Source organism: Candidatus Cloacimonadota bacterium (assembly GCA_021734245.1).
Lineage (GTDB): Bacteria > Cloacimonadota > Cloacimonadia > Cloacimonadales > TCS61 > B137-G9.
Genome location: JAIPJH010000023.1, coordinates 1 through 13,239, shown reverse-complemented (window position 1 = coordinate 13,239; position 13,239 = coordinate 1). Strand labels below are relative to the sequence as shown.

Genomic DNA, 13,239 nt, shown 5'->3' with positions numbered 1-13,239 from the left:
CTTTTCTTTCATTTTTTTTTACATATCCCACTGTCAAGGGAGTTCGAGGGAATTGATGTATTAATCATCCGTTTGTGTGTTTGTCTCAAACGTGGCTGTTTCATTTTTCAAGTCCGAACTTGATAAATTCTTTTTCCGTAAAAAGTCGATAATGTGGAAAATAGGATTCCCGATAAATCTGGCTGTGGGAGATAACATATTTTCTGTTTTTAAAATTCCTTTCCAATTGGCGGCTGGCTTCCTCAAAATCGGTTATTTTGAGGGAAGATTTTTTGAGGAAAGATTCAATTTGCTTCCATTCGGAAGCCCAATCTTGATAACTGATTTCCGATTTGAACCGACTGCTGCGTAGAAAGCCTTGCAAAAAATCTTTCTGGCAAACGAGTTTCTGTTTTACTACTTTTAAATTAACACGATAAAATGTTTTTTTACAGGTGATTTTTTGGTAAAGATAATCTTCGAAACTCTTTGCCGAAGCCAGCTCCTGCTGAAGAAATATTTTTGCTGCTTCCTCATTTTTGATAAAATGTCCCGGACCAAAAACAGCTTGAAAAAAAAGTTTGTAAAAATCAATTAATGTTGCTTTGGGATGTAAATCTGATTCTTGTTCTGCTGTTTTTAAGATTTGCTCAGAGAGCACGATAAAAAACTCCCCGTTCTCGAGATTCTGTGAATATTTTTTTCAAAATAAGAAGTTCTTTCAAATATTTGTTAATTTCACTTTCGGGTAAACCAAGCATTTCTGATAAATCTGCAGATGTACAAGGCCTCCTTCTGATTGTTTCGAAAATTTGATTTTCGATATCTTCGTTAAAGCTGAAGAATTGACCGTGAGTACGAAATTTTGCAATGATTTCTACAGGAAGAGGTTTAAAGAATTTGAGTATTTTTTTTAATTCTTTTTCTGTTTTGGGTTGCACCCAGTTTTCAGTTCCCGGTCTATCTAAAGTGTTTAATTGTATTTTGGCTGGCTTGATCTGTTTAATTGCTTTTTTCATAAGCTTCAGCTCAGATTTTGTATCATTAACAGCTGGAACAATGAAGACTTCCAACCACATTTCTCCCGAGAATTCCTGATTAAATCTGATAAGGCTTTCAATTATTTTTTCGCTAAATATTCCTTCTTGTGGCTGATTGATCTTTACAAACACATCTTGGCTTACAGCATCTAAAGAAGGTAAAATCAAATCTACATTTATTACTTCATTTCTAACTTCTTCCTGCCCTAGAAGAGAAGAATTTGTAAGAAGTGCCAGTTTGTATTTGGGGTAATTCTCTTTTATGAATTCTGCCACTTCTCCTATTCCACTATTTAAAGTGGGCTCTCCAGCTCCCGAAAATGTGATAAAATCTAAAACTGGTTCTTGAGATAAATAGTGGCTAAGCTCATCCAGAACCTCTACAATTGGAACGTATTCTTTGCGTTCCAACGTATGATTTGTTGTTTTTCCTACCTCGCAATAAACGCAGTTGAAAGTACAGACTTTGTGTGGAACCAGATCGACTCCCAATGACATTCCCAAACGTCGGGAAGGAACCGGTCCAAAAAGGTGTTTGTATTTCATTTTATGTATTCTTGTACCTGAAGTTTTAGTGCCTTCAAAGTTACTGCAATATCAACCAGAAAAAGCAGAATTCCCAGAATAAGAGTAATAACTGCTAGAACGAAAAATGCGATAAAAGAATTTGAAATATCCAGGTGAGAAAAATAGCCGATGAACAATTCCAGGATCATGATGCTGGCAAACAGAATCGTTATGGAAATGCAGGTAATAGAAGCACGTAAAATATGGCTTCGACGATATAAAATGCCGATCTGTACATGCTTTTTGTGGTCATCTTTTCCGGCTTCAATTTCCTGAACCAGATATCGGGAACGATCGATAACTCTACCCATTCTATTGGTTAGCGATAAGAGCAGCAAACCTACACCAGAAATTAATACGATGGGAGAAATAGCTGTTTGCAATAATTGAATGAGATTTTGTATATTTTGCATAATTTATCCTGTTTTTCTAATATTTGTATATAAAATTTTTCCTTCTGATTTTATATGATTTAATAAATCAATATTCGTTATTGTGTTATAGCTCACAATATCAAAAAAATACGGCAAAGGATATTCTTCTTGGACTAAATCTGTGAAACGTTTCATTATCTCATCTGAAATATTTTTACCTACAAGAGCTAAATCGATATCAGAACCATTTTTATAGTTACCCATCGATCGTGAACCGAATATGATTATTTTTTCAATATTTTCAAATTTCTTAGCTGCCTTTTGAATTAATTGAATATCCTTTTCTGTTAAGCCAAATTTCATTTTTTCGAATCCATTAGAAGATAAAATTTATTCATTTCAGGATAATATTTTTTCCTGATCACTTCAATTATCTGCAAAGCCAATTTCTCATCGTATGTATGAGCTGTTAGGTTTCTGTCATTTAAAGCATCTATCCAAATGTGACCATCTTCGATCAGGTTAGTTTGAAAAGCTTGTTTGATAGATTCTCTTGGACTTTGTAACAAAAAACCTGTTGATTCTAAATAGTCTTTCATTAACTTCCAGGATAGTTCAAATGCCATTTCAAAAAACTGGATAATTCCTGCTCTTTCTATTTCATTAGGCTTTACAATTTTAACATATTTCTGCAAAAGCAAAAAAGCTTTTTCAAAATTCTGGAATCTTTGTTTCCAGCGAATTTCTTTATTGTTCATTATTTCCCCTTTTAACCTGTTCGAGCAAAATAAACAAACCTTTCAAAAGAAAATATCAAATCTTCAATATTTAATTACTACACTTTTCCCTGTACTTCTTTTTCCACTTTTAATGCGATATTATTTACTTTTTCCAAAAGAGTATCGGCTTTGGTCAGAATGTCAAATTTGAAATTTTCATCTTCGATTCCAGCCATATTTATTTTCACATTCAGATAAGCAGATTTTGCAGCTGCATTTGCTGTGATAGCTGCTACACCGGCATCGGAAAGTGCATTTGCATTTCCGATAGCTGCAACTTTTTGTGAAAGCTCAGCAGCGCGGAGTGCGATTTCCAGAGTTTCCAGCGGAACCAGGATAGCATTCTTGGTAGCTTCCTGCATTGCTTCTTCTCGAATTTTCTTATCTTCGTCAGTTTTCTTGGGAAGACGTGCAGCATCCATCATTTCATAAAAAGCTTGAGTATCTTTATCGATGGCGTAAATAGAATCCTCTTTTATCTTCTGACCCAGAACAGCCAATTCCTTGGCTTCTTCCCAAACTTTTTTGTATCCTTTTTTGCCAAAAGTAAGATTGGAAACCATGGCAGAAAGAGCTCCAGACATCGATGAACAAAGAGCAGCCACGCTACCACCACCAGGTGCAGGAGAATCGGAAGAAAGTTCATCTGCAAAATCAACTAAAGTCATATTTACCAGATTATCTTTTTTAGCAATTGCATATTCGATAACCTTTTCATTGATATCAAATTCACTCAGATCATCCAATCCCATTGATTGAATTGCCGTTTCGATGATCATCTTTTCTGGGATTCCGGAACTTTCAGCCAGTTTATCCAGATAATATCGTCCTGCCATCAAAATTGCTTCTTTGGGAAGCAGACCTACAAGTTCGCTTCCGGTAACTTGAATTCCTTTTTCTACAGCTAATTCACGAACCTTTTCTAAAACTAAGTGTGGAGGAGTTACTTTGTAATTTGTCAGGTTAATACTGATTTGAGCACGATTATATTCATCGATGTACCAGCCGACAGCTTTACAAAATTTGAATAAGCCTGGTTGACGCACTTTTTTGCCGTTTTCATCGCGGATTATTTTTCTTTTTTCATCACGAGCCCAGCGTCCACGTTCTCGAATTGTAAGAGCCAGATCGTGAGCCTTTTTCTTGTCGCGAGTATTCAAGTTTATATTATAAGCTATCAGGAATTCACGAGCAGAAACTGCTGTGGCACCAGCTTTTGGGTTGAACTTATGTGGTCCGAAATCAGGTTTCCATTCTGCTTTTCCTTCCCGATCTTTCAAACCTTCATATTCACCTTTTCGTACATTTGCCAGGTTTTTCCATTCCGGTTTGCTGGCAGCATATTCATAGAGATAAATTGGAATTCCCAGTTCATCGCCAACGCGCTTTCCTACTTTTTTGGCAAATTCCACGCAATCATCCATTGTAACGCCGCTTACTGGAACGAATGGACATACATCAGTTGCTCCCATTCTGGGATGAGCTCCACTGTGTTTTGTCATGTCGATAAGCTGTGAAGCTTTTTTGATAGCCTGGAAAGCCGCTTCCATTACCGGTTCCGGTTCTCCCACAATCGTAACCACAGTTCTGTTCGTGTCTGCACCGGGATCAACGTCTAAAAGCGTGGCTCCATCTACGGCTTTTATAACTTCAGATATTTGATCGATAACCTTAAGATCTCTACCTTCGCTAAAATTTGGTACACATTCTACGATTCGCATTTCTCCTCCGAATTTATATTTTTTATTTATATATTTTGTGGGTTGGAATCAAAACGATTTTGCCGATCTCATCTTCGATGAAATTTACTCCCGAGTTCTTCAGTTCTTCCAGCATAAAATCGATTTTATCTTCTTCTGTAGCTGCCATTATTATTTTAGCATAGCTTTCACCAGGTTTCATGGAACTTCTAAATCCGGCAAAAACCGGCATATCAAAAACCAGTTTATGACCCAGAGCTTCTCCCGAAAAAACAACAGGATCTTCTACTCCAGCTTCGGTAAGAGCCATCAAAACATCATCGAAATATTTTTCTTTGTTTATTTGAATTATTGCATACATCATTTACTCCTCGGCATGTGTTTCTCCGGCTTTCACCAGAGCTATTTTTGCCAGAATCGGACCGATCAGCATGATCAGAAATGTAGTTGCAGTCATCACGCCCATCACTTGTTTTGCTTCGGTTATCATTCCCAATTTTTCCAAAGCAGTTGATGCAGCCAAAGCTAAACCTATCGCAACTCCGGCTTGAGACAGCAAAGTAAGTCCCAAATATTTTATTGTTTTAGAAGGAGCTTTTGACAATTTTGCTCCTGCAAAAGCACCACCCCATTTACCTGATGATCGTGCAAAAATGTAAATTAATATTAAAATCGAATATTTTGAAATCAAATGAATATCTAATCTGGTTCCCACTAACACAAAAAACCACACGTAAATCGGTGGAGACCAGTCGCCAATTGCTGCAAAAATTCTGCGTGCAACTACAGCGTTATTATTTACAACCACGATTCCCACCGCCATGTTCAGTAGGATTGGAGAGATTTCCAGCATTTGAGAAATACCGCAGTTTAAAAGAATAATTCCTAAAGTGAAAAGTAAGAGCATAACTCTGTCGTGGATGCGTTTTGCAATGAAGATGAGAATAAAACCAACAATGACACCAATGCCAATTTCCATTGCGATCTCGATTCCAGAATGGCCCAGAGAATGTAAAACAGATGGATGTGCTTTTCCACCACCTAACAGAATTATTGCGATAGGAATTGAGATTGTGAAAATGATAAGTGCATAAATATCGTCCAATCCCATCACAGCAAAAAGTGTCGTTGTTAAATTGCCTTTGGCTTTGTACTGCCGTATAACATCTACCGTTCCAGCCGGAGCTGTTGCCGATGCTAAAGCGCCGTAGATCAAGCCTAAACCAATATTGTGTAAGATCAAAGTTGTTGCTATTCCCACTACCAGGAAGGCTGCAGTAGCTTCGAAAAACACAATAGCAAAAATGGATTTTCCCAGTTTCTTGAGCTCTTTAAATTTTAATTCACCACCAATACCAAAACCCAGAAAAGAAAGTGTGATAGTATTTATCACATTCATCGATTCGATCTGCTGGTAATTTATCAGACTTAGAACAGCAGGGCCAATTATTGCACCAGCAATAATATAGCCGACAACAAATGGAGATTTTACCAGGCTTGTACCTTTTGCTAAAAGTAGTGCCAGCAAGATAGAGCCGCCCATAAAAATCAGGAAAAATGTACTGTTCATTTCATTGAACCTTGCTTGAGTTTTGCTTTATTTCTGCTCATGAATTATCTTATACATTTCTGCTGCATCTTTGGCTTTTAAAAGATTATTCACGAATTCTTTATTTTTTAAGCGTAGAACTAATCTGGAAATCAATCTGATGTAATCTTTATCCTGCTTATCAGATGCTCCGATCATGAAAATAAGCTTAACAGGTTTATCATCGATAGATGCATATTCTAAGCCTTCCTTTTTTCTACCCAGAGCTATCACAAAATCTTTGATGGATTTGTGCCTGGCGTGAGGAATAGCGATCTCATAGCCGATTCCTGTACTCATCAGCTTTTCCCGCTTGAAGATAGCTTTTCTAAATATTTTTGGTTCTGTTATCAATGGACTTTCACAGATTACATCCAGCAGTTCGTTCAAAGCTTCTTTTTTGGTGTCGCCTTCTATGTCTAGGATGAAATTTTCATTAATCATATCGGAAACTTTTAGAATCTTTTCCATATCTTCACTCCCAATATTCAAATAACTATAAATTATTATTCATTAACTAAATGAGACTGGTTAAAACAGGCAGTTTTAAAGTCAAATATTTTATAGAAAAACATCGGATTGTTCGCAGATCATCCGATTGTTTTTTTAGTGGGAGACAACATTCCGAAGAGCTTTGCACATTTGGAAGTTCAGATCATCCGATTGTTTTTTTAGTGGGAGACAACATTCCGAAGAGCTTTGCACATTTGGAAGTTCAGATCATCCGATTGTTTTTTTAGTGGGAGACAACATTCCGAAGAGCTTTGCACATTTGGAAGTTGAGATCATCCGATTGTTTTTTGTGGGAGAAACATTCCGAAGAGCTTTGCACATTCGGAAGTTTATTTAAATACTTGTTTTCCTTGCACCAGTGTTTCCACAACTTCCACATCTTCGTGCGTGTAGATCAATTTGGACAGCAGTTCGGTTTCGTTATATTTTTGGAAATCAGACAGTTTCAGGAAAACCAGATCAGCATCTTTTTCAGGTTGGATAGAACCGATGATCTCTTCTTTTCCCAGAATTTTGGCAGCTCCCAGAGTTCCGCGATAAAACAATTCCTGCGGAGAAACCACCAGATCATTTTGGCGGAATGCTGCCATTTTCATTACATTCAGCATGTTGAGAGAAGAACCACCACCAACATCGGAAGCAAGGGCAAAATCAATTTCTGATTCTTTGATCTTTTGCCACGAAAACATGCCGCTTTTTAAAAAGAAGTTGGAATCGGGACAATGCGCAATTTTGGAATTTGTTTCTTTCAGAAGTTGCAGCTCATTTTCATCAACATGAATTACGTGTCCCAAAATTGTTTTCGGGCTCAAAATTCCAGTTTCGGCATAAATTTCGGTGTAGCTTTTATATTTTGGAAAAAGTTCCAGAGCACGTTTTATTTCTTCTTTATTTTCGGAAAGATGGGTCTGAATGAAAGCATTTTCATTCCTGGCAAAATCTCCTGTTATCTGCATTAATTCAGAAGAACAGGTCAGTGCAAAACGTGGTGTAAAAATATATTCCAAAAGGTCTGATTTTTTATTCCATTTATGAAATAGATCGACGCTGTCATCAAAAGCTAAAAGTGGTTTCTGCTGCAGATATTCGGGTGATTCCATGTCCATCATTGTCATGCCGATGATGGCACGAATTTTCTTTTCTTCTGCTACTTGAAAAGCAATGTCACAAGCTGGTTTAAAAGGAGCTGTATAAATTACTGAAGTTGTAGTTCCTTTGCTTACCAGATCGACAAAAAAATCTTCTGCAACTTTTCTGGCGTAATCTTCATTTCGGGAACGTTTTTCTTCCTGAAAAGTGTAGGTATTTAGCCAATGCAGCAGGTTTGGACTGTGCGATCCACGAATATAAAATTGAGATAGATGAACATGAGTATCGATAAATCCCGGACAGCAGATAAGATCGGTTTTGTCTTCAAATTCACCGTCAAATTCAGCTTCGATGGAAGTGATCTTTCCGTTTTCTAAAGTTAGAAAGATGTTCTTTTTAAATTCTACATTTTCTGCTGAAACAGGATTCAGCAGATTAGTTTTTATTTTTCGCATTTGGATTTCGAGTGTTCTTCAACTGGACTCGTACGATCTTTTTATCGGTTACCTGCAAAGCATTGATTTCCCAGAATCCAACCTTGAATTTTGTTCCCTGACGGGGGATTTTTTCCTGTGTATCAATAATAAGGCCGGCAATGGTTTCATAATCACCTTCCGGTAATCCAAACTCATACTCGTTGTTCAGAAAGTCGATCTCCATGAATCCCGGCATTTGATAAGTACTATCATCGATCTTTTCCACACCAGATTCAGAATTATCATACTCATCTTCTATCTCACCAACGATTTCTTCTAAAATATCTTCAATTGTAACCAAACCAGCTGTTCCACCAAATGAATCCACAATGATCGCCATACTTTTTTTATTGGTTTGCATTTCTGTGAGCAGATGATCGACGTCAGTTGTTTCGGGTGCAAAATATGCCTCTCTTACAAAATCGCCGGCAACAGCGCTGTCTTTGATGTCGGTTTTGATCAGATCATAGATGATTAAAATTCCGATGATAGTATCGAGATCCTCTTCATAAACAGGAAAACGTGTATAACCATTTTCATGAGCGATTTTGATGACTTCTGGAATTGGTGTGTTCTTCTCAAAGGCAACAATTTCAGTTCTGTGAACCATTACGTTTTCAGCATCCAATTCTGTAAATTCCAAAGCTTCTTCCAGCATCTCACGTTGATCTTCGTGCAGAGCACCATCATCTTTGGCTTCCGAAAGCATATAAGAAAGATCTTCTCTTGTAAAAAGATGATATCCTTCATTTTCGGGTAATTTGAAGAGTTTGGCCAATATTGTATTGAACAGAGATACAAATTTCACAAAAGGACTGAAAATAACACTGAAAATTTTGAGTGCAGAAAAACCTTTTGTAACTAACTGATTGGGACGATCACGATAAAGTGCTTTGGGAATTATTTCTGCTATCACCAGAATCAGACCTGCAATAATAAGTGTGGCTACATGTTCTGAAATATTGAAAATTTGTTTCTGTTTCATTACATCGATCAGATATATTGAAACGGATGTTACAATGACTACGGAAATATTGTTGCCAAAAAGTGTAGTGCCGAACAAATGATCGGGATTGCTTAAAAATTCCAGGATCTGTTTTTTCTTCTTATCATTTTTTGCTGCTTGTTCCATTTTCAGTCTATCGACTGAGATCAATCCAGTTTCGATGCCCGAGAAAAAGGCAGAAAGATAGAAAAAAATCAACACAATAACAACAGATACTATCCACATAAAACTATAGCCTGTTAAAGGTTGTAAATATAAATTTGCTTTTTGATGAACCTTGTGAGAACGAATGTTCCGAAGGTTCGGGTTCTTTTAATTCATCCACTTTCTTTAGCCATTCATCATCTCATTTTTATAGGCGATCTTAAGAGCTTCGATAAACTCATCCAGATCTCCGAGCAATATGTTATTTAGTTTGTAAGATGTCAAATTTATTCTGTGATCGGTAACGCGAGATTGTGGAAAATTGTAGGTTCTTATCTTCGCACTGCGGTCTCCTGTACCAACCTGAGATTTCCTGGCAGCCGAAATTTCAGCTTCCTGCTTGGAGATTTCCATATCCAGAAGTCGGGAACGTAAAACGTTCATAGCTTTAGCTTTATTTTTCAGTTGAGATTTCTCATCCTGGCAGGTTACGACCAATCCTGTAGGAAGGTGAGTGATTCGCACGGCGGAATCGGTCGTATTCACACTTTGTCCACCATGACCACTGGAACGGTAAACATCAATTTTTAAATCGTTAGGATCTATTTCAATTTCCACATCATCGGCTTCGGGCAGCACTGCCACGCTGATGGCAGAAGTGTGAACTCGGCCTTGAGATTCCGTTACCGGAACTCGCTGAACTCGATGAACACCGCTTTCAAAGCGCATTGTTCCATAAACGTTGTTACCGGAAAGTGAGAAAATAATTTCTTTGTAGCCGCCCACTCCGATTGGATTTGAAGAAATAATAGTTTTCTTCCAACCTTGTTTATCGGCGTAGTAGCAATACATCCGGTAGAGATCTGCTACAAATATTGCAGCTTCATCACCACCAGATCCAGCACGAATTTCCACGATCGCATCTTTGTCGTCGTTAGGATCGCGAGGTGCTAAAAGATCTTTCAATTCTTCAAATTTCTTGTTGAATTTCGCTTCCAGATTTTCTACTTCTTCACGGGCCAGTTCCTTCATTTCAGGATCGGATTCATTTTGGATCATTTCCTTGGTTTCGGTAAGTGATTTATCCAGCTCCTTTACAACTTTATAGCATTGAAGAATTTCTTCCAGATATTTGAATTGCCTGGAAATCTTGCTGTAATATCTGCGATCCGACATTTTACCGGGATCCATGATATCCACTTTCAATTCTTCATATTCAGCTTTAATTTCTTTTATTCTTTCTTCCGGGATCATTTATTTTCCTCGATAAAAGTAACATTTTCATATTCGGAAATATCCATTTCCAAAGCACATTTCATAGCGATCACAGCTACTTCCACCTGCTCGTTATCGGGTGGCTGGGTAGTGATTTTCTGCAAAGCAAGTCCGGGTGCTGTCATCAATTTTACCAGAGGATGCTTGATATTCTTACCGGAAAGTTTCAGTACTTCGTAAGAAATTCCTGAAATGAAAGGGATCATTAAAATATGATAAGCTAATCTGACAATGTAAGTTGGAGTCTTCCAAAAATAGGCAACCAGAGTATCCACGATGGAAAATACTAAAATAGAAATAAGTAAAACAAAAAACATGAAACTGGTTCCGCAGCGGGGATGTTGAGTTCCAAATTTTTGAATACTTTCCAATGAAAGATCGGTATCACTTTCGTAGGCAAATACAGATTTATGTTCGGCTCCATGATATTCAAAAATGCGCTTCACATCTTTCATAAGGCTGATTAACCAAACGTAGAGAACAAAAAATATTATACGGATTGCTCCAGCAAATAGATTGAAATAGATATTCTGTTTACCCAGATTCAGCCATTCGGCAATGCGGTAGGGCAGGAAGGCAAAAAGTAAAAATGCTAAACCAAAAGCGAATATATAACTGAAAATTTCTTCGGTTTTTTCTCGTGATTCAGATTTTTTCTTTTTCTTTTCTTTGTCTTTATCTTCCCAGTCCAATTCTGCTCTTGAAGCAGAAAAACTAAGAGTTCCAATACCGATGATCATCATTTCTACCAGTGATACAAAACCTCGAATAATAGGCAAACCAAAAAACTTGTTCTGCTTGGTTTTAGAATCAAATTTCTGCTTTTTGATCTCGATACTTTTGTCTTTACGGCGCACAGCCGTTGCCAGATATTTTGGCCCACGCATCATCACACCTTCGATAACTGCCTGACCACCAACCTGGATTTCTTTTTTTTGTTCAGAGTTTTGTTTATTTTTCATTAAATTTACCATTTTTATTTAATTTCGTCATTCTGAAGAATCTCAGTTACAAAATCCGATGTAAAGCTGAAAGAACTTTCACGAGATCCTTTCCAAATAAAGCCAAGAGAACCGTCAGGAAGACGAATTATATTTTTCATTTTATATTATATAAAAACGCACCACAATCATAGAATAAATACAATTGTGGTGCGAAAAAATCTTCTTTAGCTATTTGTTAACTTTACTATATTTTTGGTTAAATTTTTCTATACGTCCTTCTTTGGCAAGTTTACGCTGCTTACCAGTATAGAAAGGATGGCATTGAGAACAAATTTCAACCTTCTCAATATTCTTGCTTGTCGATTTTGTTTCAAAAGTATTGCCACAGGAACAGGTTACTGTAACCTTTTCATACTTAGGGTGAATTCCTTTTTTCATCATCTATCTCCTACAAATATATATTAATTAAAATTTCAAAAATGCATTTTTTTTCGGGTAGTTATGCTGTCAACTGATTTGTCAGTAAATCCTTTTCAGCTTTGGAGAAGTAACATTTTTTCAGCAATCTCATCTGCTTTATCTTTATCGATTAAAAGTTCGATCAGTTTTACAGCAAATTCTAAAGCTGTTCCACGAGACTGACTGGTAATGCAATTGTCGTCCACAACTACTCTTTCTTTCAGATGTGCTTTGTTCTTCATTTTGTCAGCCAAGGCTGGATTTACGGTCGCTTTTTTACCTTCCAGCAGTCCATGATGTTGTAGAACAATAACCGGAGCCGCACAAATGGCAGCATACAATTTTCCTGATGCAGCCTGTTTCTTCAGAAGAGTTGTAAGTTCCTTTGAATCTCGCAGGTATTCTGAACCGGGCAATCCACCTGGCAATACTATCAAATCCCAGTCTTCTTCTTTACATTCTGAGATCAATTTATCTGCAATTATTTTGGTTTTACAGCTTCCGGTGATTATTTTCTCTTGTATGGAAGCTACAACCACTTCTGCTCCGCTGCGACGAAGTGTATCGATAATAGCAACAGCTTCCAGTTCTTCTGTTCCGTTGGCGATTGGTATTAAGACTTTTTTATTTATTTTCATCTTTATTCAATGGACGAATTTCTTCATTTTCTTTCTTCTTATGTATCAGACCTGTAGATTTTCCAATGATCCAGATTCCGATAAGAATAAGGACAACAGGCCAAAATAAAGCCATTTCAATTCTAATGCCAAAAGCTCCATGACTGAGAGCGGAAAGCGTGATAATTCCACCTGGTATCAAGGGCCACCAGTGACTTCTTCCTGTGTGCACTCTATCGATGATGTAAATTGCTATAAAACCAAGACCTAAACCCAATTGGGTGTTATGAGGTGAATTCCAGAAATGATGCCCGTCAAAAGATGCTAATCCCATTCCAGCCAGAATGCAGCCGGGAATGAGAAGTCCATAAGCATTACTGTAAAAATACCAGGCGATGAATAATCCACCAATCAACAGCAAGATACTGTTTTCACCAAATCCATTAAAAATATTCACTCCAGAAAGCGAAATTCCCAGAAGTATCAAAACGATCCCGGAAAAGATTCTGCTTTTATCTTTTTTTGTCATGTTTCCTCCTTTCGTACTTGCTGGTTCTGTAACACAAAACCTTCTTTTTTTTACTCTAACTTATTATTTTCTATACAAATAAATCATGCTGGGAAAATCTCCCCCAAAAAATTAGAGTCCAGGCCAATTCCTGAGAGAGATAATCCCATGAAAATTATTG

Annotated in this window: 16 protein-coding genes; all 16 read right to left on the bottom strand. The window is 37.2% G+C overall.

Features of this window, described 5'->3' with window-relative positions; translation table 11 throughout:
* Window positions 1-100: 100 nt before the first annotated feature.
* The 16 genes from K9N40_05340 to K9N40_05265 all read right to left on the bottom strand — a co-directional run bounded on the left by K9N40_05340 (window position 101) and on the right by K9N40_05265 (window position 13,079).
* Window positions 101-640: a hypothetical protein gene (locus tag K9N40_05340; GenBank protein MCF7813878.1), complete on the bottom strand. Its 540-nt coding sequence runs from the start codon at window positions 638-640 to the stop codon at window positions 101-103.
* Entirely contained in the window at window positions 630-1,565 is a 936-nt protein-coding gene (locus K9N40_05335) for a radical SAM protein (protein ID MCF7813877.1), read from the bottom strand. Before K9N40_05335 ends, K9N40_05340 begins: the two co-directional genes overlap by 11 nt.
* Entirely contained in the window at window positions 1,562-1,999 is a 438-nt protein-coding gene (locus K9N40_05330; GenBank protein MCF7813876.1) for a DUF2721 domain-containing protein, read from the bottom strand. Before K9N40_05330 ends, K9N40_05335 begins: the two co-directional genes overlap by 4 nt.
* Window positions 2,000-2,002: 3 nt before the next feature.
* On the bottom strand, window positions 2,003-2,323 hold the full coding sequence (locus tag K9N40_05325; GenBank protein MCF7813875.1) for a nucleotidyltransferase domain-containing protein: 321 nt from the start codon (window positions 2,321-2,323) through the stop codon (window positions 2,003-2,005).
* Window positions 2,320-2,721: a nucleotidyltransferase substrate binding protein gene (locus K9N40_05320; protein MCF7813874.1), complete on the bottom strand. Its 402-nt coding sequence runs from the start codon at window positions 2,719-2,721 to the stop codon at window positions 2,320-2,322. The genes K9N40_05325 and K9N40_05320 overlap by 4 nt, the downstream gene beginning before the upstream one ends.
* 74 nt (window positions 2,722-2,795) lie before the next feature.
* Window positions 2,796-4,460 carry a glutamate formimidoyltransferase gene (gene ftcD / locus K9N40_05315; protein ID MCF7813873.1) on the bottom strand — a complete coding sequence of 555 codons (1,665 nt, stop codon included), beginning with the start codon at window positions 4,458-4,460 and terminating at the stop codon, window positions 2,796-2,798.
* 22 nt (window positions 4,461-4,482) lie between these two features.
* Complete coding sequence (locus tag K9N40_05310; protein MCF7813872.1) at window positions 4,483-4,800, bottom strand: hypothetical protein; 318 nt, start codon at window positions 4,798-4,800, stop codon at window positions 4,483-4,485.
* A 3-nt stretch (window positions 4,801-4,803) separates the two neighbouring features.
* Window positions 4,804-6,009, bottom strand: a complete 1,206-nt coding sequence (locus K9N40_05305) for a cation:proton antiporter (GenBank protein MCF7813871.1) — start codon at window positions 6,007-6,009, stop codon at window positions 4,804-4,806.
* 27 nt (window positions 6,010-6,036) lie between these two features.
* Complete coding sequence (locus tag K9N40_05300; protein ID MCF7813870.1) at window positions 6,037-6,498, bottom strand: PTS sugar transporter subunit IIA; 462 nt, start codon at window positions 6,496-6,498, stop codon at window positions 6,037-6,039.
* Window positions 6,499-6,869: 371 nt separating this feature from the next.
* Window positions 6,870-8,084, bottom strand: coding sequence for a guanine deaminase (locus tag K9N40_05295; GenBank protein ID MCF7813869.1), 1,215 nt, complete (start codon window positions 8,082-8,084; stop codon window positions 6,870-6,872).
* The gene (locus K9N40_05290) at window positions 8,065-9,336 is read right to left on the bottom strand and encodes a hemolysin family protein (GenBank protein MCF7813868.1); all 1,272 of its coding nucleotides are present in this window, start codon (window positions 9,334-9,336) and stop codon (window positions 8,065-8,067) included. The genes K9N40_05295 and K9N40_05290 overlap by 20 nt, the downstream gene beginning before the upstream one ends.
* A 105-nt stretch (window positions 9,337-9,441) precedes the next feature.
* Window positions 9,442-10,509 carry a peptide chain release factor 1 gene (gene prfA, locus K9N40_05285; protein ID MCF7813867.1) on the bottom strand — a complete coding sequence of 356 codons (1,068 nt, stop codon included), beginning with the start codon at window positions 10,507-10,509 and terminating at the stop codon, window positions 9,442-9,444.
* Complete coding sequence (locus K9N40_05280; protein MCF7813866.1) at window positions 10,506-11,492, bottom strand: DUF1385 domain-containing protein; 987 nt, start codon at window positions 11,490-11,492, stop codon at window positions 10,506-10,508. The genes prfA and K9N40_05280 overlap by 4 nt, the downstream gene beginning before the upstream one ends.
* A 210-nt stretch (window positions 11,493-11,702) precedes the next feature.
* Window positions 11,703-11,912 carry a 50S ribosomal protein L31 gene (rpmE, locus tag K9N40_05275; protein ID MCF7813865.1) on the bottom strand — a complete coding sequence of 70 codons (210 nt, stop codon included), beginning with the start codon at window positions 11,910-11,912 and terminating at the stop codon, window positions 11,703-11,705.
* 95 nt (window positions 11,913-12,007) lie between these two features.
* The gene (locus tag K9N40_05270; protein ID MCF7813864.1) at window positions 12,008-12,565 is read right to left on the bottom strand and encodes a DJ-1/PfpI family protein; all 558 of its coding nucleotides are present in this window, start codon (window positions 12,563-12,565) and stop codon (window positions 12,008-12,010) included.
* Window positions 12,558-13,079 carry a hypothetical protein gene (locus tag K9N40_05265; protein MCF7813863.1) on the bottom strand — a complete coding sequence of 174 codons (522 nt, stop codon included), beginning with the start codon at window positions 13,077-13,079 and terminating at the stop codon, window positions 12,558-12,560. Before K9N40_05265 ends, K9N40_05270 begins: the two co-directional genes overlap by 8 nt.
* Between the last annotated feature and the right edge of the window lie 160 nt (window positions 13,080-13,239).

Coding starts and splice junctions, on each gene's coding strand:
- K9N40_05335 (MCF7813877.1), bottom strand. CDS start 1,565: ATGAAATACAAACACCTTTTTGGACCGGTTCCTTCCCGACGTTTGGGA.
- K9N40_05330 (MCF7813876.1), bottom strand. CDS start 1,999: ATGCAAAATATACAAAATCTCATTCAATTATTGCAAACAGCTATTTCT.
- K9N40_05325 (MCF7813875.1), bottom strand. CDS start 2,323: ATGAAATTTGGCTTAACAGAAAAGGATATTCAATTAATTCAAAAGGCA.
- ftcD (MCF7813873.1), bottom strand. CDS start 4,460: ATGCGAATCGTAGAATGTGTACCAAATTTTAGCGAAGGTAGAGATCTT.
- K9N40_05310 (MCF7813872.1), bottom strand. CDS start 4,800: ATGTATGCAATAATTCAAATAAACAAAGAAAAATATTTCGATGATGTT.
- K9N40_05305 (MCF7813871.1), bottom strand. CDS start 6,009: ATGAACAGTACATTTTTCCTGATTTTTATGGGCGGCTCTATCTTGCTG.
- K9N40_05300 (MCF7813870.1), bottom strand. CDS start 6,498: ATGGAAAAGATTCTAAAAGTTTCCGATATGATTAATGAAAATTTCATC.
- K9N40_05295 (MCF7813869.1), bottom strand. CDS start 8,084: ATGCGAAAAATAAAAACTAATCTGCTGAATCCTGTTTCAGCAGAAAAT.
- K9N40_05290 (MCF7813868.1), bottom strand. CDS start 9,336: ATGTGGATAGTATCTGTTGTTATTGTGTTGATTTTTTTCTATCTTTCT.
- prfA (MCF7813867.1), bottom strand. CDS start 10,509: ATGATCCCGGAAGAAAGAATAAAAGAAATTAAAGCTGAATATGAAGAA.
- K9N40_05280 (MCF7813866.1), bottom strand. CDS start 11,492: ATGAAAAATAAACAAAACTCTGAACAAAAAAAAGAAATCCAGGTTGGT.
- rpmE (MCF7813865.1), bottom strand. CDS start 11,912: ATGAAAAAAGGAATTCACCCTAAGTATGAAAAGGTTACAGTAACCTGT.
- K9N40_05265 (MCF7813863.1), bottom strand. CDS start 13,079: ATGACAAAAAAAGATAAAAGCAGAATCTTTTCCGGGATCGTTTTGATA.